The organism is Gardnerella sp. c17Ua_118 (genome assembly GCF_055804255.1).
Window position 1 is genome coordinate 530,780 of the sequence record NZ_JANUYT010000001.1, and the last position, 18,869, is coordinate 549,648.

16 protein-coding genes are annotated in these 18,869 nt (G+C 42.7%); 2 read left to right on the forward strand and 14 right to left on the reverse strand.

Translation table 11 applies throughout. The features are described from left to right. Positions 1–187 precede the first annotated feature (187 nt). The 6 genes from smpB to map all read right to left on the reverse strand — a co-directional run bounded on the left by smpB (position 188) and on the right by map (position 6,600). Positions 188–676, reverse strand: coding sequence for an SsrA-binding protein SmpB (gene smpB, locus NYP69_RS02235; protein ID WP_004130644.1), 489 nt, complete (start codon positions 674–676; stop codon positions 188–190). Between the two features lie 53 nt (positions 677–729). After that, complete coding sequence (locus NYP69_RS02240) at positions 730–2,046, reverse strand: CHAP domain-containing protein (protein WP_223293473.1); 1,317 nt, start codon at positions 2,044–2,046, stop codon at positions 730–732. Between the two features lie 205 nt (positions 2,047–2,251). Then, positions 2,252–3,175: a permease-like cell division protein FtsX gene (gene ftsX, locus NYP69_RS02245; protein ID WP_004130639.1), complete on the reverse strand. Its 924-nt coding sequence runs from the start codon at positions 3,173–3,175 to the stop codon at positions 2,252–2,254. Further along, positions 3,175–4,500 carry a cell division ATP-binding protein FtsE gene (gene ftsE / locus NYP69_RS02250; RefSeq protein ID WP_473412900.1) on the reverse strand — a complete coding sequence of 442 codons (1,326 nt, stop codon included), beginning with the start codon at positions 4,498–4,500 and terminating at the stop codon, positions 3,175–3,177. Before ftsE ends, ftsX begins: the two co-directional genes overlap by 1 nt. A 111-nt stretch (positions 4,501–4,611) precedes the next feature. Next, the gene (gene prfB, locus NYP69_RS02255; protein WP_473410530.1) at positions 4,612–5,733 is read right to left on the reverse strand and encodes a peptide chain release factor 2; all 1,122 of its coding nucleotides are present in this window, start codon (positions 5,731–5,733) and stop codon (positions 4,612–4,614) included. Between the two features lie 93 nt (positions 5,734–5,826). After that, positions 5,827–6,600 carry a type I methionyl aminopeptidase gene (gene map / locus NYP69_RS02260; protein ID WP_473412901.1) on the reverse strand — a complete coding sequence of 258 codons (774 nt, stop codon included), beginning with the start codon at positions 6,598–6,600 and terminating at the stop codon, positions 5,827–5,829. 92 nt (positions 6,601–6,692) lie between these two features. Here map and NYP69_RS02265 point away from each other — a divergent pair, with 92 nt between their 5' ends. Then, positions 6,693–8,831, forward strand: coding sequence for a M13 family metallopeptidase (locus NYP69_RS02265; protein ID WP_473410531.1), 2,139 nt, complete (start codon positions 6,693–6,695; stop codon positions 8,829–8,831). 369 nt (positions 8,832–9,200) lie between these two features. Next, complete coding sequence (locus tag NYP69_RS02270; RefSeq protein WP_004130628.1) at positions 9,201–9,791, forward strand: single-stranded DNA-binding protein; 591 nt, start codon at positions 9,201–9,203, stop codon at positions 9,789–9,791. Positions 9,792–9,911: 120 nt separating this feature from the next. On the opposite strand, the gene NYP69_RS02275 is transcribed toward NYP69_RS02270, so the two are convergent. The 8 genes from NYP69_RS02275 to guaB all read right to left on the reverse strand — a co-directional run bounded on the left by NYP69_RS02275 (position 9,912) and on the right by guaB (position 18,851). After that, entirely contained in the window at positions 9,912–10,466 is a 555-nt protein-coding gene (locus tag NYP69_RS02275; RefSeq protein ID WP_004130626.1) for a hypothetical protein, read from the reverse strand. A 166-nt stretch (positions 10,467–10,632) separates the two neighbouring features. Further along, positions 10,633–11,595, reverse strand: a complete 963-nt coding sequence (locus NYP69_RS02280) for a DUF6591 domain-containing protein (protein ID WP_018623803.1) — start codon at positions 11,593–11,595, stop codon at positions 10,633–10,635. A gap of 686 nt (positions 11,596–12,281) precedes the next feature. After that, on the reverse strand, positions 12,282–14,114 hold the full coding sequence (locus NYP69_RS02285; protein WP_004130622.1) for a proline--tRNA ligase: 1,833 nt from the start codon (positions 14,112–14,114) through the stop codon (positions 12,282–12,284). 78 nt (positions 14,115–14,192) lie between these two features. Then, positions 14,193–15,647: a PIF1 family DEAD/DEAH box helicase gene (locus tag NYP69_RS02290; RefSeq protein WP_004130615.1), complete on the reverse strand. Its 1,455-nt coding sequence runs from the start codon at positions 15,645–15,647 to the stop codon at positions 14,193–14,195. Between the two features lie 66 nt (positions 15,648–15,713). Next, a complete protein-coding gene (orn, locus tag NYP69_RS02295) occupies positions 15,714–16,421 on the reverse strand; it encodes an oligoribonuclease (protein ID WP_004130613.1) in 708 nt (235 codons plus the stop codon). A gap of 71 nt (positions 16,422–16,492) precedes the next feature. Continuing rightward, on the reverse strand, positions 16,493–16,870 hold the full coding sequence (locus tag NYP69_RS02300; RefSeq protein ID WP_004127435.1) for a hypothetical protein: 378 nt from the start codon (positions 16,868–16,870) through the stop codon (positions 16,493–16,495). A gap of 10 nt (positions 16,871–16,880) precedes the next feature. Continuing rightward, positions 16,881–17,120: a hypothetical protein gene (locus NYP69_RS02305; RefSeq protein ID WP_060787230.1), complete on the reverse strand. Its 240-nt coding sequence runs from the start codon at positions 17,118–17,120 to the stop codon at positions 16,881–16,883. Positions 17,121–17,306: 186 nt separating this feature from the next. After that, the gene (guaB, locus tag NYP69_RS02310) at positions 17,307–18,851 is read right to left on the reverse strand and encodes an IMP dehydrogenase (RefSeq protein ID WP_473412902.1); all 1,545 of its coding nucleotides are present in this window, start codon (positions 18,849–18,851) and stop codon (positions 17,307–17,309) included. Positions 18,852–18,869: the final 18 nt, after the last annotated feature.

An 18,869-nucleotide genomic window follows, 5' to 3' on the forward strand; every position in this document is an offset into this window, starting at 1 on the left:
GCGATGTAGAGATTCGAGATTTTTCGCAGCGGATGAAACGTATCGTTAGCGCGGTCTAAGCGCGCTAACGTCCTCGCTTGCGTTGAAAGCACAGTGTGCTTTCAACCTTAAGCAAGCTCAGCGCTCCGAATTACCTTTTCGCGCTACGCTCTAAGCGAAAAGGCAGGTTGTCGCGCAATACAGCAAATCACCTAGATTGCATATTCTTGTATCGCATAGCGCGCAAAGCCTCGCGCTTATCTTGTTCCTCGCGCAACGCTTGTCGCTTATCGTACTCTTTTTTGCCTCGCGCCAAAGCAATCTCAACTTTAGCGTAGCTGCCCTTAAAATAAATCCTCAAAGGCACAATCGTATAACCTTTAGCTTCAATCTGCCTAGAAAGCTTAGCAATTTGAACAGCATGAAGAAGTAACTTGCGCTTGCGCTTAGGAGCATGATTATTCCACGTTCCATTTAGATACTCTGGAATATTTGCACCTTCTAGCCAAATCTCACCACGTCTATCAATATTTACAAACGCTTCAGCTAAAGAAGCTCGACCTTCTCGTAAAGACTTAACTTCGGTTCCAGTAAGCGCAATACCTGCTTCGTAGCAATCTTCAATCGCATAGTCGTGATTAGCTTTCTTATTCCTCGCAACAGTTAAAGTACCATCTGAACCAGGTTTCTTATCCAAACTACACCAACCTAAATCGAGTCATACCTAAATCAAATCATAAAAATTAAAAATTAATAGTGAACGTACTCATAGTTTCCAGCATTGCTGATAGTCCTATAAGACGGGAAAGTTGCAAACCCAACACCGCCTTCGGATATAAGCACGGAGCCATCGGAATTTACACGCTCAACAACAGCAACATGGCCGTACGTAGGGTCGGAACCAGCAGCACCTCTAGAAAACACCATAACGGCACCAACGTGTGGAGTGCGATTTACAAGATAACCGAGTCTGCGCCCAGAATTTGCCCACTCTGCGCCGTTTCCCATAAATGATCCAACAGGCAAACCAAGCTGCGACCTACGCAAATATGCCCAAAGCGTGCACTGGCGAGCAGGGTATGCAGAACCTCCAGCAGTATTACCAGTATTATGTCCGTAGCAATTACCAGAACCAGCAGGGCAATTGCCAGGAACTGAGTAATTCATACCACTTGCAGCACCATTAGAAAGAGGCAACGCAGGCAAATAAGGCGCACTCCAGCCACCACCACGCATTTGTTGGCGATTAGCATTTGGATTCATGCGAGCTGCAGCAGACGCAGCCAAAGCCCTAGCTTGAGCGTCGATTTGAGACTTTAACGCAACGATTTCTGCAGCCTCACGAGCAGTACGAGACGTAAGACTGTTCTTTTGACTTTCCAACTGCTTTCTAAGAACACTTCCCTGGTCTCGCAAATTTTGCAAAGAACGCTGCTTATCTACAGCAGCTTTTGCTGCAGCTTGCGCGCTTTGTGCCTGGTCTTGAGCTTTTTGCTTTAATTTTTGAATCTCATCTTCTATAGCAGCCAAACGCTGACGCCTATTCATTGAGTTGTTCAAAGTAACAGCAGCATCGTTAGCAGCATTCGCCTCACTACGAACAACAGCAGCTTCCGATTGAAGTTTTCCAACAAATTGCTCGGTAGTTGTTGAATTGGTTACCATAGCCATTACATTAGAAGCGTTTGAACCGTGGAAACTTTTTCGCGCAAGCTGAGCCACAGCAGCCTTTGCGTCGTCAAAATCTTCGCCAGTTTTTTTAATCTTTTCTTCCAAATCACGCTTATCTTTTTGAGCAGATTGCAAACGTTGATTTGTTGATTCAACAAGACTCATTGCTTGTTGCGCTTGATCTTGAGCCTGTTGAGCTGCTCGAATCTGGTTTGGAATTTGATGCTCGTTAATATCATTAAGCTCTAAAATCTTATCTGCAAGCTGCTTACTAACTCCAGCCAATTGCTTTCTAAGAGCCGCATTACTTTGCACTTTTCTGTTGTAATCTTGCATTGTTACAGCATTCGCACGCAAAGGAGTATACGCAAGTAGAATAGTAAATGCAGAAAGCATAAGAACGCCTAGCGCAATCACGCTAGTAACAACGCGTTTAGAATAGTAAAAATAGCATCCTTTGCTTTCAAACTTTCTACCCAACTTGCTTTCCTTTCAACCTTTACAAGCACTAATGCGAATTATACATTAAAAATCTTATTAACCGTAAGCGTTTCAAACCAATCTTAAGTTTTATATCACTTATATTTATATTTAAGACAATTTACGCTTGCAAATATCGTCTCAAAGCAAACGCAGAGGCGATTATTGAAAGCAAAACAGCTCCAATAACCAACGCTGGAACAGTCATCCAAACAGTTGCTTGATTAACAAACGGCATCCAACGAACGTTTTGTGCGAGCCAATCCGTAATAAACACTTTAACAACAACACTTAGCGCGCAACCCGATAGCAAAGAGCCTATAAGAGAGGCAAACGCTCCCTCTAAAATAAACGGCATGCGAATAGTCCAATTAGAAGCACCAACAAGTCGCATAATCTCCGTCTCTTGCTTTCTAGAAGCCGCAGACATGCGAATCGTAGTGCCTGTAAGCATAATCGCTACAACAACCATAACTGCAGCAAGCACAATAGTCACAGCTGTTGCGTGATTCAAAACACTAAACACGGGGTCAAAAATCTGCCTTTGATCCACAACTTCTTCTACGCCTTCACGACCAGAAAGAACCTCGGAAACAACTTGATATTTTGTTGGATTTGTAAGCTTTAGTCGCAAGGAATCTTGCATATCTGCAGCCGTTAAAGTGCGGCCTTGATATAAGCCATTAGGATATTGCTTAAGAAAAGTGTTTTTATAAAACTCACTTCTGCTAACGTAAGTTATGTTTGAAACGTCTGAGCCAAGTTCTTGGTTAATAATGTTTTCTAACTTTACGATTTCGCTCTTTGTTGGAGCTTTTCCAGAAGCGCAAGACGCTGCCTGACTCGTGCCATCTGGGCAAAGCCACGCAACCACTTCTACTTTGTCGTACCAATCGCCCTTAGCTTTTGTGATTTGTGCTTGCATAAGAACAGATGCGCCTATAAACAAGAACGATATGAAGGTAACGAGCATTACCGAAATAATCATAGAAACGTTTCTGCGTAAACTAATCCACGTTTCGGAGAATATGAATCGCAATCGCATTACTCGTCTCCTTCGTTCTTAAGATTTTCGCTATTATTCACTTCTGTTTTATTCGCTTCGCTTTTATTCGCTTCTGTTTTATTTACTTCTGTTTTATTCGCTTTACTATCGCTAGCTTTGCTATTAGAGCTTGTTTCATTCGACCCATCAACGCTACTGGCATCACCCTTATCTTCTGACTTTTTTGCAGGAGGAGCAGGCGGAATCGAAAGCCCACGCCCCCAAGTCATAGTTGTTTCTAAAGGCTGAAAAACCTCGCCATATCTACCCGTTCTGCCAGAATGAACAGATTGCGCAAGACGAGCAATGCCCTCATTATTTTCGGACCCATTTTGCAAAGTTTGAGCAACAGCATCCATTGCCTTTTTTGCTTGAACTGCACGCTTTGCACGTTTAGACATAAAACGATAATTTTCTTGCGACTCATCAAAACCATTTGCATTTATAGACGATTGACTATTAGCATTTGAGCTAGATTCGCCATTTGAACCGCCATTTGAACCGCCATTTGAACCGCCATTTGAACCGCTCTTAGAATCGCCCTTAGAATCAGCAACAGCAGCACTAATGGAGTCTCCTTCTACAGCTTGTTGAGCTTTCGACTTTTGCTCAACATCTGCGTCTGGGAAGTAAAGCGCAGAATCGTAAGAACCCTCGCGCTCATCTCGCACAATATGACCAGAATGAAGCTCCACAACGCGCTTTCGCATAGAGTTAACAATTTCCTCATTGTGCGTAGCCATAACAATCGTAGTACCCGTGCGATTAATGGCGTCCAAAACTTCCATAATTCCAAGCGAAGTTGTAGGATCCAAGTTTCCAGTAGGCTCGTCTGCAAGAAGAATTTGCGGATGATTAACGTACGCGCGCGCAATGGCAACTCGCTGAGCTTCACCACCCGAAAGCTCGTGCGGATAATTATTCTCCTTGCCAGTTAAACCAACTGTTTCCAAAACTCGCGGAACAAGCGACTTAATCGTAGAGCGGCTCGTGCCAATAACCTCTAGTGCAAAAGCCACATTTTGATACACAGTTTTATTATTAAGCAGCTTATAATCCTGAAAAATAAAGCCGAGCGACCTTCTATACTGCGGAACCTGGCGATTTACCAGTCGCCTCAAGTCATTGCCAGCAACGTGAATCTCGCCTTTTGTGGCTTCTTCTTCTCGCAAAAGCAAACTCAAAAGCGTTGTCTTACCAGACCCAGAAGCACCCACAAGAAACACAAAGTCGCCGCGATCAACGTCTAAAGAAATATCGTCCAAAGCAGGACGCGTGCCCTTAGGATAAATCTTCGACACATGTTCTAGCGAAATCAGAGACATATCTGCATTTTCCTTTACGAACTATTGAACGATATTCTTTACTTTTTACTATCTTATAGATTGTTTTTGATTTTAGGCGCTTTACGCTAAGTCAAAACAACCTAGACGCAATTATCCGCGCTTTGCAGCAACTCGCTGCTCGTGCCTCCATCGAATGCCAGCTTCAATGAAACCGTCAATATCTCCGTCAAAAACAGCTTGAGTTTGCGAAGTTTCGTAGCCTGTGCGCAAATCCTTTACCATCTGGTACGGGTGAAGAACGTAGGAGCGCATTTGGTCTCCCCAACTTGCCTTAATATCTCCAGCAAGCTCCTTCTTTTTCGCTGCTTCTTCCGCATGCTTTAACACAAGCAAACGCGATTGCAAAACTGCCATTGCAGCGGCACGGTTCTGAATCTGGCTGCGCTCATCTTGCATAGAAACAACCAAACCAGTAGGCAAATGGGTAATACGAACAGCAGAATACGTAGTATTTACGCCTTGTCCGCCAGGACCAGACGCTTGGAAAGTATCTACGCGAATGTCTGAATCTGGAATATCAATATGATCCGTAGCTTCAACAAGTGGGATTACTTCCACGGCACTAAAGCCAGTTTGACGCCTGCCTTGATTATCGAATGGAGATATACGAACCATTCTGTGAGTGCCGCCTTCTACAGAAAGACGACCATACGCGTATGGAGCATCCACTTGGAAAGTCGCAGATTTAATACCAGCTTCTTCCGCATAAGACGTGTCCATCATCTTAGTTTTGTAGCCATTTCGCTCTGCCCAGCGCAAGTACATTCTAAGAAGCATTTGCGCAAAATCAGCAGCATCCACGCCGCCAGCGCCCGATCTAATAGTAACTACAGCTGCACGAGCGTCGTATTCGCCGTCAAGAAGAGTCTGCACTTCCATATCGTCAAGCTCGTGCGCAATAGAGCCAAGCTCCTCTTGAGCCTCGCTCATAGAATCGGCATCGCCTTCTTCTTGCCCAAGCTCAATCAAAGTTTTAGTATCTTCAATGCTCTGCTCAACAGCTTGCAAACGCTTTAATTGAGACTGAGCTGCAGAGAGCTTACTTGTAACTTGCTGAGCATGCTCAGAATCATCCCAAAGTCCAGGCTCTGCAGCTTGCTTTTCTAAATCTGCAATCGTAGACTTAAGCGAATCAATATCTATTGCTTTAGAAATCGAAGAATACTTTGCTTCAACATCATTTAGCGCTTGAGCAAAATCAAATTCCGCCATTTACTTAAAGTACCTCTTTATGTTTTATTATGTTCGTTTTACGCAATTACTATTTAACGCTATTTAACGCTTTACACAATTACTATTAAAAGTTTAGCGAACAGTCAAAATCTCTGGACCATTCTCTGTAATTGCAATCGTATGCTCGCTATGAGCACCGCGCGAACCGTCAGCAGATCGAAGAGTCCAACCGTCTTTTGGATCTTGATAAATCTCGTCAGTAGTCTTTAAGAACCATGGCTCAATCGCAATAACCAAGCCTGGGCGAAGCTTGTAGCCGTGATGCGCTGTGCCATCGTTAGGAACCTGCGGATCGCCATGCATAATATGGCCAACTCCGTGGCCGCCAAACTCAAGATTTACGCTGTAACCATACTCGTGAGCAACGCATCCAACAGCTGCAGAAATATCCCCAAGACGGTTGCCAGGCTGAGCCATGTTAATGCCAGCTTCCAGCGCTTCCTCCGTGCACTTAATCAAGCGCAAATCTTCTGGATCTGCATGCTTTCCAACAACAAAGCTAATAGCAGAATCTCCAACCCATCCGTCAACGTTAATCGCTAAGTCAAGCGTTAGCAAATCGCCGTCTTTAAGGTTGTAATCAAAAGGAACACCATGAAGAACAGCATCGTTTACAGAAGTGCAAATGTAGTGCGCAAAAGGACCAGTTCCAAAATCAGGAGCGTAATCAACATAGCAAGAAGATGCACCTTTACGGCTCATAATGCGTTGGCGAACAAAGTCATCAATCTCAAGAAGATTTGTTCCAACTTTTGTCATTGCTTGTAAATCTTTAAGAATACTACCAACGAAGCGACCCGCAGGCTTCATAGCTTCAATCTCGGATGGAGTTTTAAGTTCAATCATGATTTAAGACTAACGCGCAGGCACGAAAATAGCACAAAATATGGCGAAAAATACTAGCTAATGATGTCGCTTAATACTTGTAATCTAGGCACATGCCTAATAACAATGAAAATAATAACAATAATGAGGAATCGCAGAAGGAAATTTCTGCTGTAAATTTTGACCCAGCTTCCTTCTCTTCGGTTATTCGACCACAAGACGATTTATTCCGCTACGTAAACGGTCCTTGGATTGACACTTACACTCTTCCAGAAGACAAACCAATGTTTGGTGCTTTCTACAAGCTTGCAGAAGATGCAGAAACGCAAATTCGAGATATTTTAGAAAGCGAAGATTGCCCAGCCAAAAAGTCGCGAATCTTATACCGTAACTATTTAGATACTGCATCTATTGAAAAAGCTGGAATTACGCCAATTAAGAGCGATTTAGACGCTGTTGATGCAGCCAGCAGCAAAGAAGACTTAGTTCGCACTATTGCTTCTCTTACTCCATACGGCGGTCCAAATGCAATGTTTGCTTTTGGCGTATGCGGAGACCCTAAAGACCCTAAGACGAATATTATGCACATTGAGCAGGCTGGATTGGGCTTGCCAGACGAAGCATACTATCGCGAAGATAATTACGCTCCGATTCGCGCTGAATACGTAAAAATGGTAGCAAAGTTGCTGCGATTAGCTGGTTACGGAGATGCCACTACTACAAGCGAGCAATCGGAACGTTTCTTGAAGGTTGAAACACAAATCGCAAGCAACCATTGGGATAATGTAGCAACACGCGATTCTCAAAAAACTTATAATCCTTACGATTATGCGGATTTGGCAAAAACGCTTGAAGCGTTAAATCTTGACGCCTTCTTAGATGCTGCTCAAAAATCTTACGATAACTCGGAAGAAGCAAAGAATCAGCCAATAGATTTTCGTAAAGCTTTTAGCAAAGTAGTAGTTCACGAGCCAAGCTTTATAGAAGGATTGAATAAGATTTGGCAAGAAGCCGACTTAGAAGATCTAAAGCTTTGGGCACGCGTGCACGTGATTTTGTGCTGGGCAAGCATGTTAAGCGAGGACTTTGCACAAGCGCGATTCGACTTCTACGGCAAAGTGCTTTCTGGCGCCACCAAGCCACGCGACCGCTGGAAGCGCGCAATCGGAGTTGTTGACGATGCTTGCGGCGAAGAAGTTGGCCGCGAATATGTGCGCTTGCACTTCCCTGAGTCTTCTAAAAAGTACATGGAAGGCTTAGTTAGCAATCTTATTAACGCATACCGCGTATCGATTTCTAACAGCAGCTGGCTTGGCGAGGAAACTAAGGCAAAGGCTTTGGAAAAGCTTAGCAAGTTTGAGCCAAATATTGGTTATACAAACCATTGGATTGACTACTCTGCTCTAAATATTAAGGAAGACGCTGGCTTAATTGAGAATATGCGCGAAGTTTCTCGATTTGTGTTTGGTAGGTATACTGCAAAAGCTGGAGAACCTGTGGATCGCGAAGAGTGGCAGATGACTCCGCAAACCGTAAACGCTTACTACGATCCACTGCTTAACGTAATCGTGTTCCCAGCTGCGATTTTGCAACCGCCATTCTTTAGCCCAAGCGCTCCAGACGCAGCAAATTACGGCGCTATTGGTGCAGTAATTGGCCACGAAATCGGCCACGGTTTTGACGATCAAGGTTGCGAATACGATGGCGACGGCGTGCTTAACAATTGGTGGACTGAAGAAGACAAAACCAACTTCACTGAGCGCACTAAAGCGCTTATTGAGCAATACAATGCTTTTACGCCAACGCAGCTTATTGTTAAGTATTCTCACTTAAAGAGCAAAGAAGAGCGCAATGCAATGCCTCACGTAAATGGCGCTTTAACAATCGGCGAAAATATTGGCGATTTAAGCGGCGTAACTATTGCGCTTAAAGCGTACGCTTTTGCTTTGCAAAAGAGCAATGGTCAAGAGATTGACGGAAGTGACGATGCAATTCGCGAAACTTTGCTTAACGCTCCTAAGGTAGATGGCTTCACTGCTTTGCAACGATTCTTCTTAAGCTACGCGCTTGTGTGGCGTTCAAAGTCTCGTAACGAGATTGCGGAGCAATACCTTCAAATCGACCCACACTCCCCTGCAGAGTGCCGCACTAACGGCATTGCGCGCAACGTTGACTTGTTCTACAACGCATTCGACGTTAAAGAAGGCGACGAGATGTGGCTCGACCCTGCTAAGCGCGTACACATTTGGTAAATCGCAACATTTTGTAAGTCGCAAATAATATAAACAAATAATATAAACAAAAAGCCTGCAAACGTTTAATGCGTAAGCAGGCTTTTTTGTATTAAGTTAACTATATGCGCTATTTAACATCTGTGCTACTCAACTATCTGGTTTTCCATACTAGCTTTCGCATATTTTGTCAAGACTTTTTAATCAATGTGAATAAAACATAGGCTTTAACCACATTTATAAAAATATATTGCACAACTATTTTCCATAATTCATAGTTGATTCTACTGCGGCGAATTTGCCAAAAGCCACGATAATCAACACGGTTTTGCGCGATGAACTTCGAGACTTAAATTAGTCGCAGTCCAAACTCTTGAAAGGTTGAAAAATATGGCACAGCAACAAGCAACATTAACAATCAGCGGATACGTTGGAAGCGACCCTGTAAACTTTAGTCGAAATGAAAACTCGCCCGCATGCTCACTAAGAATTGGAAGCACATCTTCTTACTATCATAACGAAGAAAAAGCATGGAAGGAGCGTCCAACAACATGGATGACTGTAAAAGCGTACAAGTCGCTAGCATCAAACGTGTTAAAAAGCGTGCATAAGGGAGATGCAATCGTAGTTTGCGGAAATTTAAATACGGAATCTTGGCACAAAGATGGAGAAGACCGATCGCGAGTGGTTCTAGAAGCAACATCAATCGGACACGACCTAAATCGCGGAATCAGTGAATTTACTAAGACTTCGTATGCTAGAAACAGAAACGTTGCAAACGTAGATTCTAAAAACACAGACTATAGCGAAAATGGAGATAGTCGAAATCAAAACTTTGCAATGAAAAATCCAATGTCTTCTAAATCAAATTCTTCTAATTCTCAAGAAAATTCTCAAGAAAATGAAGAGATAAATGATTTTGGAGGCCACTTAGATGAAGAAGAATACAACGATATTGAAGGAGGCGCCAATGATTTTTAGAAAGTTTTAATAGCATTAAACATTAGGCTTTAGTATACCATATTTGGAAAAATTTTGTTGATAATCATAGCAAACTTGCCGCCAAGAATAGTAGTATTCCTGGCGGTAAGTTTCACAAATTTAATATCTATTTATAACTTTCTTTTTATCTATTTTATTTACAACAATATTAGCTATTGAACAAATGATAATTGCTATCGCAAGTATGACGTAAAGATAGTAAGTAATTCCATATGTGTAACTTTCTGAAGGAATAACACCACGACTTACTATGTCGTAATTCATAATAAGCGAATCGCCAAGCATAATGAATGCAAAAACAATATTACCAATAGGCTTATTAAATAGAGTAAATAAGACAATAAAAAGTATAGAAACAGCCAGTATACTAAGAAGAACTAAATTAACAATTACATCAGTTACATCAGTGTTCGTAAAGATCAATTTTTCGGGATTATTTACTACATACAAATAAAACCGAAAATATTTTATCATAGACAAATCGATCATATCTCTATTTTTCATATTCAATTCACTAATGGCAATTACATTAGGATTACTAAGTAAAAATTGTTTTTGTTTAGTAGTAGAAGTTGCATATGGCAACAGAAAACCTAATAAACCAATCAAGATAAAAATAAAATTAACAATCTGTGGAATTTTGAACTTTTTCATATATACCACCCCTATTCAAAATTTTAATATTTATTTCTAATATGTAAGATTTCTCTATCTATACAAATTAAATTTATAGTTAAGAAATAGTAGAAACTAAAACACAGTGGTAACTAATTTCTACTATTTCTTATTACAAAACAGCAATGAGAAACACGGATACTATTTATGCTACTTCAGCTAGTTTCTTTGTGACTCTAGCTTGAACAGCAAGATAATATGACAACTCTGCATTATTGAGATTATTGCTCTCCCAACTTTGGAATTTATTCGCCGTATCAGCATATTTCTGCATATAATCCGCGTATTCCGAGATAAGTTCAGCATCACTTGGATTAGCTTTATACTTTTTCATGAATTCAACATACTCATTCATAGTTGATTCATAGCTATCCATAGCTGCCTTAAAATCACTACGCAAACCATTAGCAGACTTGGCATCATTTTGCTGCGGTTTAGCAGAATTAGATTCTGCGCTATTTGATGAATCTTTTGAATTAATTGACTTCTTATTATCATTACTACCAGAATTATTATCTGGAGCTGAAAGACTTATATTCATTACGCTATTCCCCTCATAGGATAGCGAAAGATGCCACCCTGCATCATTCTTAGCAGAATACCTGTTCTTTGAATTGTCGTATCCAACCTTGAAGCCTCTATCAGTGCAAGCCTTAACGTAATTATTGTAATCTTCTCTACTTGTATTACCAACATACACATTCAGATTATTGTCACTGTCTGAAGTGAAATTACCAATAGTAGACTTTGGAACAGGCAATTGACTAGCAGCTTTGCTAGAAGGCCATACAATAGGCGACATTTCCATCGGCTTATTAAGACTAATACTCAATTCTTTACTCGACTCATAATAGTTCAAATCTAATTCATAACCCTTATTATTGTAGGCTTTATATCCTGAGGAATCAGATTCCGCATCAACTGTAAAACCCTTTTTCTTCTTACAATCTACAGTATAATCGTTATATTGTTTAGCAGAAATGTTTTTAATCTTAACATCAAGCCGATCTGCAGAATTGCTAATAACTTCACCTTTATCAGAAGGAGGCTTGGGCAACTGAGCACTCAAAACCATCTCATCCCAATTAATAGTTTTATCTCTATGCATAGCAATATTACCAATTGAAATGACAGCTGCAATTACAAGTAAATAAAACCACCATCTTCGATAAATCGGTTTTTTGCGCTTCTTATAAGCTGCTACATTGCCTGGATAAGCTGAAGATGCATAATTTTGCGTATAAGACTTAGGGGGGGGGGTAGCAGAGTTCGTTTGTGCCGCAGTAGGAAGTAACTCTATTTTATGAGTTTCGAAATTCATTCCACATTGCTTGCATACCGTACCATAACATTCTGCACCACAATTACTGCATTTCATTATTTTCATCCTTTCAATCTGGGTATAACATTATAATATAACTACTTTCGTATGGAAAACTGATATAGCTACATTACTTCATCTTCAACAGTTTACATTCTATGCTTGTACAACTCTTATAACTGTAAAAAATAATGTAATCAAGCATACTAATACCGAACTCAATCATGAAGTTTTCCATACTTGCAGTATTTAAGAAAAATATAATGCGAAAAAAGTTTTTCTTAATTGTAATTCTTACAAAACTGGCACTTTCACAATATACAATGTAAGTTTTAGATACGCTCGCGGACACAATAACATAATCATATGAAAATCTACTTTTGTACATAAAACACATACAAAAAAACGTGGGATATACAAAGATACACCCACGTTTTTCGTAAAAGCAGATAGCAAATTTTTAAGACAATGAATTAAGCTAAGAGCTCACTGACGCGCTCAACGATTCGAGCAGCAGCCTCGTCAACTGGGACTGCTTCAACATTTGAACCGTTGCGATCACGGATTTCAATCGTGCCATTGTTCACAGTATCTCGGCCAGCTACAGCAATCAAAGGCACACCAACAAGCTCCGCGTCCTTAAACTTTACGCCTGGAGAAACCTTTGGACGATCGTCGAAGATTACTTCGATTCCCTGCTTGCTAAGCTCTTCAACAACCTTCTCGGCAGCGTCGAAAGCAACTTGATCTTTGCCAGTAGCAACAACGTGAACTTGAGCTGGAGCAATCGCCATAGGCCATGCAAGGCCAGCTTCATCGTGATGTGTTTCTGCAAGGCACGCAATCACGCGGCTAACGCCGATACCGTAGCAGCCCATCCAAACTGGCACAGCTTTGCCGTTTTCGTTAAGAACGCTTAAGCCCAAAGCCTTAGAATACTTTAAGCCAAGCTGGAACACCTGTCCGATTTCCACACCGCGCTCAAAGCTCAATGGACCAGAACCGTCTGGGCTCATATCGCCATCGCGCACTTGAGCTGCCTCAACAACGCCGTCCGCTTCAAAATCGCGGCCGTAAACAGCATTGTAAATGTGCTTGCCGTCTTCATCTGCTCCTGTAATCCAGGCGCTTCCCTTTGCAACGTGAGCATCCATCAAGTATCGAACAGGGCAAGCAACCTTGCTACCATCTTTGCGAGCTTGAGGACCTAATACACTAAAGCCAATATAGCCCTTTACAAACTCAGGATGAGACTTTAAGTCATCCTCGGTTGCTTCTTCGATTTCTGCAGGAGCAAATTGAGCTTCAAGACGCTTCATATCTACTTGGCGATCTCCTGGAACACCAATAGCTACGATTTCGCGCCATGGTTCCTCGTGCTCACCACCCTCAGCATCAGCCGGGTGCTTAACAGCAATAATCAAGTTCTTCAAAGTGTCGGAGGCTTGCCATTCGCGACCATCTTTACGCGGATGCAAATCGTTGGAAACCTTAACCAAAGCCTCAATCGTCTTAGCATCTGGAGTATCAAGAGCCTCCATTTCAGGAGTTGCCGAGCAGTCAACATCTTGCATTTCTGGAGTGGTCAAAGCCTCAACGTTCCAAGCTTTTCCAGAAGGAGCAAGAGCAAAAGTATCTTCGCCAATTGCCATTGGAGCCAAGAATTCCTCGGAATCCGATCCACCCATAGGGCCAGAAACAGCGTGAACAATCACATATTTAATGCCTAAACGGTCAAAAATTCGAGCGTAGGCAGCGCGCTCTTCAACATAAGCAGACTTCAAACCATCTTCGTCAATCGAGAACGAGTAAGCGTCTTGCATAATAAACTCGCGTCCACGAATAAGACCTGCGCGCGGACGGAATTCGTCGCGATACTTCGTTTGAATCTGATACAAAGTAACTGGCAAATCCTTGTACGAAGAATACATATCTTTTACAAGAAGAGTAAAGACTTCTTCGTGCGTTGGAGCAAGAAGATAGTCAGCCTCATGGCGATCTTTAAGGCGGAAGATGTTGTCGCCGTACTCTTCCCAACGGTTTGTAGCCTCGTATGGCTCGCGTGGAAGAAGCGCTGGGAAGTGAACTTCTTGAGCGCCAATACCGTTGATTTCTTCGCGAATAATCGCTTGAACTTTGTTAAGTACCTTTAGACCAAGTGGCAACCACGTCCACACGCCTGGAGCAGATTTACGAATGTAGCCTGCGCGCTGCATAAGTTTTGCGGAATTAACGTCCGCGTCTGCTGGATCTTCGCGCAGCGTACGAAGGAACAGCTTAGACATACGAAGTACATTAGAACCCATGCGTTCCAATCTATTTGCGCATGAGGACATAAACACTTGTTTACACTACTAAACAAACTCACAATACGTAATTTTCAACTAAAACTCGTCATTGAATCCAAACTCATCGTTGCTAGTACTTGCGAAAATATCAAACTCTTGCTGATCGGCAGAATCGCCATTTGCGCTATTTGCATTATTTGTAAACGCGCAAGCGCCATCATTTGCAAGAATCTCACTAGCTCGTTTGGAAGCTTCACGCAAAGAGCCATCAAGAATCACAGCATCCGCGCAAACGCTAAACGCGCGGTCATTAATGCCCTCTAAATAAAGCCCACTCAAATTTTCCACGCGCGAAAGCGCAACATAGCCCATTCCAGGCGCAAAAGTACGGCGCAAATCCATAACAGCACTATCAAGCGTCATTCCTTGCGACTTATGAATCGTAATTCCCCACGCGCATCTAAGTGGCACTTGATTTACGCTAGCAAGAACCGTTTCGCCATCCGTCATCTCCCAAGCAGCAGGCTTAAGAGTAACAATATTGCCGTTTTCAAACTCAACAATTGGCCAGCCACCTTTGGATTCAGGCGCAAATCGCAATACGCGTCCAACAGAACCGTTCACATATTGCTTATCTTGGTCATTTCGCAAAGCCATTACAGCAGCACCAGCCTTTAATACAAGACGCTCAGGCGCAAGCATGTTCTTTTTTAAGCGCTCTACAAGATTTTTAGGTCCAGCTTGCGTTGCTACAAATTCGTGAGGCTCAGCATCAATCGACGCAAGTTGCACATTATTTAAGCCGTCCGCTTGCGCGTTTGTTGGAAAAAGATGAACCGAAACTTCGCTATCTTGAGGATATTCGCCAAGTCGACTAGCAAGAACTTGCTTATCTTCATTACTAACAATACCACTTCGAATATCCGTTAAAACGCTAAGAAGCTTTCCATCATCTTGCCTGTGTTGCTCTGTTAAATAGCACACAACAGGCTTTAGAGAATCCCACGCAAACGATTCCGTAATATAGCCTTCGGGATTTTTGCCAGCAGCAGCATACTTTTCTCGCGACGCAATAAACTCGGGGCTTGGCTCGAATACATCGCGATTTCGCATAGACGTGCTAACAGGCGGCAGCTGGAAGAAGTCGCCAGAAACCACCACTTGGAGGCCGCCAAATGGAGCAGGATTTTTGCGCACTTTACGGCATACTTCGTCAACCATGTCGAAAAGCCAAGCGTGAATCATGGAAACTTCATCCAACACAAGCACGTCTGTGGCTTTTATGCGCTTTCCTCGCCGAGCTCTAATGGTTTTAAGAAGCGAATCGGTAAGCGCGTTTGCAACGCCTGTTCCACTCCACGAGTGAATGGTTTGGCCGTTCAAATGCGTTGCTGCAATGCCCGTTGAAGCCGTTACAGCAACGCTTAAACCGTTTTCGCGCATTGAGCGCACAGCACGATTCAGAACATACGTTTTTCCCGACCCAGGAGCGCCTGTTAAGAACACGCTTGCGCCTGCGTTTATTATTTCTAACGCTTCCGATTGCTTCATTGGCAGCACCTTTTATTTGCGCTATTTGCGCATTTACGTTTAATGCGTTTGATAATCACGCTTGGTTTAATAATCACGCTTTTCTGCGGAATTTACATCTTCTAGAGCTTCGCCTCGGCGCTCGTAGTCGCGAAGCAAACTCGTGCTTTCAACGTGTTGTGCTCCCGCTTTTGCCTGGGATTCGCTTGGTCCTGGAGCTGTAACGAACATCATATCGCGGTAGTAGCGCAACTCGTCAATCGACTCAATAATATCCGCGAGCGCACGATGACCTCCGTGTTTTGCTGGCTTATTGCGGTAAACATCTGGGTAAAGTCTGCGCGAAATCTCCTTCAACGTGCTTACGTCGATTACGCGGTAATGCAAATTTGCCATTAAATCTGGCATGTAGCGGTCGAGGAACTTTTTATCTGAGCCGACGGAGTTTCCAGCAAGATGTGCTTTCCCGTGCTCTGGCAAAAAGCGCTTTACGTACTCAACAACCTGCTTTTGTGCTTCTTCTAGAGGCAAACCGTTTTTATTCCACTCGTCAACGAGTCCAGAAGAAGTGTGCATATTGCGCACAAAATCGTTCATATGACTCACAGCAGCATCGCTTGGCTTAATCACTAAATCAATGCCATCGTCTAGAACTTTCAAATTAAAGTCAGTTGGAACTACAGACACTTCGCATAATTCGTCGTGGAAAATATCGAGACCAGTCATCTCGCAATCAATCCAAATTAAGCGCGATTCTTCCGGCGTAAACGTAAGATCTTCCTTAGCTTCTGCCATTTTCGTTCCTTTCCTAATATTTTTTTGAACCCATCAGCCTACATCTTCCCTCAGACTACTAACAGATAAAATCACATCTCTGGCATATCAGAAAGTGAAATTCTAGAATATGCTCCATTTTTCTTATCTTCAGGGTGAGGCTCTAAACCGATAATAGTTATTGACATATGATCAGGACCATAAACCCAATACATTCTCATTGCACTACTTGTTTTATTCTCCAAGTAGGATTGCCAGACTCTAACACCATATCTATTTGTCAATTCTTCAATATCATGAGTATGCAATCCTGGATGCCTTGGATTTTCAGATAAAAGTTTCATAGATTTTCCCCATTTTTTATAAAGAGAAAGATCTTTTTTACTTATACTGCCTTCTAGAAACTCTTTCCGCAATCTCTCCCACATATTAGACATCTCTGGAATACCCATTCTAATATTGAAGTTCATTTAGTTACTCCTAGAAGTCAGAAAGATCAACTGGTTCAGAGACTTTGCCAATCTTAAAATTGCGAATTGCTTCATCCATGCTTTTAAGAGTTTTAGAAGAGATACTCTTTGGAACAGTAAGCTCACGAGGCTCTAATAAAATACAACCGTTATCACATTCTTTAACATTGTAATAGGGATATTTAGCTCCGCGCAGAGTTACACGCTTTTTGCTATCAAGACGAACGTCATAATCTTTCACTACTTCCACAAAACACCTCATTTTTAGTGGGATATCCCACTAACTATACAATAATTTTATACGAATTGTCAAAACAAAAAACGACGAAAAGTTAGAAAGTAGCAAATAAGACTTAGCTAACTCTTCGCCGTTTAATGCAAAATTACTTGCGACTTATACGCGATTTATCCGCGCAACTCGCACACAACTTGCGACTTAGTTGTGGAAACCGCTGTAGTTTGGCGCTTCTGCAGTCATCACAATATCGTGAGGATGCGATTCCCTAAGGCCTGCATCCGTAATGCGAATAAAGCGACCGCGCTCTTGAAGCTCCTCAATATTGTGAGCGCCAACGTAGAACATTGATTGATGCAAACCGCCGAGAAGCTGGTAAAGCACAGCGTTAAGTGGACCGCGGTATGGCACTTCGCCTTCCACGCCTTCTGGAACCACCTTATCGGAGCTAGTAACATCTGCCTGGAAGTAACGATCCTTAGAATAAGACTTCTTACCGCGAGGCGCCATTGCACCAAGCGAACCCATGCCACGATAAAGCTTGTATTGCTTGCCGTGAAGCAAAACCTTCTCGCCTGGAGCTTCCTCACATCCAGCCAAAGTGCCGCCGAGCATAACGGTATTTGCGCCTGCAACCAAAGCCTTAGCAATATCTCCAGAATAGTGAATACCACCATCAGCAATGCATGGAATTCCAGCAGCCTTGCAAGCTTGAGCAGCGTCATAAACAGCGGTAAGCTGAGGCACACCAACGCCAGCAACCACGCGCGTAGTGCAAATAGAGCCTGGGCCAACGCCAACCTTTACAGCGTCAACTCCAGCGTCAATCATCGCCTGCGCACCTTGGCGAGTAGCAATATTTCCGCCAATAATTTGCACGCCGTTAAAAGCCTTATCTGCCTTAATTCTGCGAATCATGTCTAGTGCCAAGCGAGCTTCGCCGTTTGCTGTATCAACAACAAGAACGTCTACGCCAGCTTCCATAAGAGCGCACGCACGTTGCCAAGCATCCCCAAGGAAACCAATTCCAGCAGCCACACGAAGTCTACCCTGGTCGTCTTTAGTAGCATCTGGGTACTGCTCAGTCTTAACAAAGTCCTTAACAGTAATCAAACCTGTAAGCTTGCCATCAGCGTCAACCAGCGGCAACTTTTCAACCTTGTTTTCCGCAAGCAAGCGATGCGCATCTTCTTTAGAAATATTAGATGGACCAGTTACAAGGTTTTCGCGAGTCATAACGTCTTTGACTTTCAAGCGATCGTAATCCTCGGAAGCAATAAAACGCATATCGCGATTGGTAATAATGCCAACTAAACGATTTTCGCCATCTACTACTGGCAAGCCCGAAATATGGAAGCGCCCGCACAATTTATCTAAATCGGCGAGCGTTGCATCTGGGTGAACAGTAAGAGGGTCAGTAATCATGCCAGACTCACTGCGCTTAACAATATCTACTTGCGCAGCTTGATCATCAATGGAAAGATTGCGGTGAAGTACGCCAATTCCGCCATTTCTAGCCATTGCAATAGCCATATCCGACTCAGTTACTGTGTCCATTGCTGCAGAAATTGCAGGAACTTTCATAGTGATTTCGCGAGTTAGACGAGTAGTCGTATCTACTTCGGATGGAATTACATCGGTTTCGTTTGGAAGCAGAAGCACATCGTCGTACGCGAGGCCGAGCTTTTCGAAAATTGGAGGAACAGGAGTATACGCAGATTGCATGTTTATATCAGTTGTAACCATAGGGTTACTATACGTTTT

What these genes read in the sequence shown, in the direction of transcription:
- NYP69_RS02240 (WP_223293473.1), bottom strand. Translation starts at nt 2,046, where the DNA reads ATGCTTTCTGCATTTACTATTCTACTTGCGTATACTCCTTTGCGTGCG.
- ftsX (WP_004130639.1), bottom strand. Translation starts at nt 3,175, where the DNA reads ATGCGATTGCGATTCATATTCTCCGAAACGTGGATTAGTTTACGCAGA.
- ftsE (WP_473412900.1), bottom strand. Translation starts at nt 4,500, where the DNA reads ATGTCTCTGATTTCGCTAGAACATGTGTCGAAGATTTATCCTAAGGGC.
- prfB (WP_473410530.1), bottom strand. Translation starts at nt 5,733, where the DNA reads ATGGCGGAATTTGATTTTGCTCAAGCGCTAAATGATGTTGAAGCAAAG.
- map (WP_473412901.1), bottom strand. Translation starts at nt 6,600, where the DNA reads ATGATTGAACTTAAAACTCCATCCGAGATTGAAGCTATGAAGCCTGCG.
- NYP69_RS02265 (WP_473410531.1), top strand. Translation starts at nt 6,693, where the DNA reads ATGCCTAATAACAATGAAAATAATAACAATAATGAGGAATCGCAGAAG.
- NYP69_RS02270 (WP_004130628.1), top strand. Translation starts at nt 9,201, where the DNA reads ATGGCACAGCAACAAGCAACATTAACAATCAGCGGATACGTTGGAAGC.
- NYP69_RS02275 (WP_004130626.1), bottom strand. Translation starts at nt 10,466, where the DNA reads ATGAAAAAGTTCAAAATTCCACAGATTGTTAATTTTATTTTTATCTTG.
- NYP69_RS02280 (WP_018623803.1), bottom strand. Translation starts at nt 11,595, where the DNA reads ATGCATAGAGATAAAACTATTAATTGGGATGAGATGGTTTTGAGTGCT.
- NYP69_RS02285 (WP_004130622.1), bottom strand. Translation starts at nt 14,114, where the DNA reads ATGGGTTCTAATGTACTTCGTATGTCTAAGCTGTTCCTTCGTACGCTG.
- NYP69_RS02290 (WP_004130615.1), bottom strand. Translation starts at nt 15,647, where the DNA reads ATGAAGCAATCGGAAGCGTTAGAAATAATAAACGCAGGCGCAAGCGTG.
- orn (WP_004130613.1), bottom strand. Translation starts at nt 16,421, where the DNA reads ATGGCAGAAGCTAAGGAAGATCTTACGTTTACGCCGGAAGAATCGCGC.
- NYP69_RS02300 (WP_004127435.1), bottom strand. Translation starts at nt 16,870, where the DNA reads ATGAACTTCAATATTAGAATGGGTATTCCAGAGATGTCTAATATGTGG.
- guaB (WP_473412902.1), bottom strand. Translation starts at nt 18,851, where the DNA reads ATGGTTACAACTGATATAAACATGCAATCTGCGTATACTCCTGTTCCT.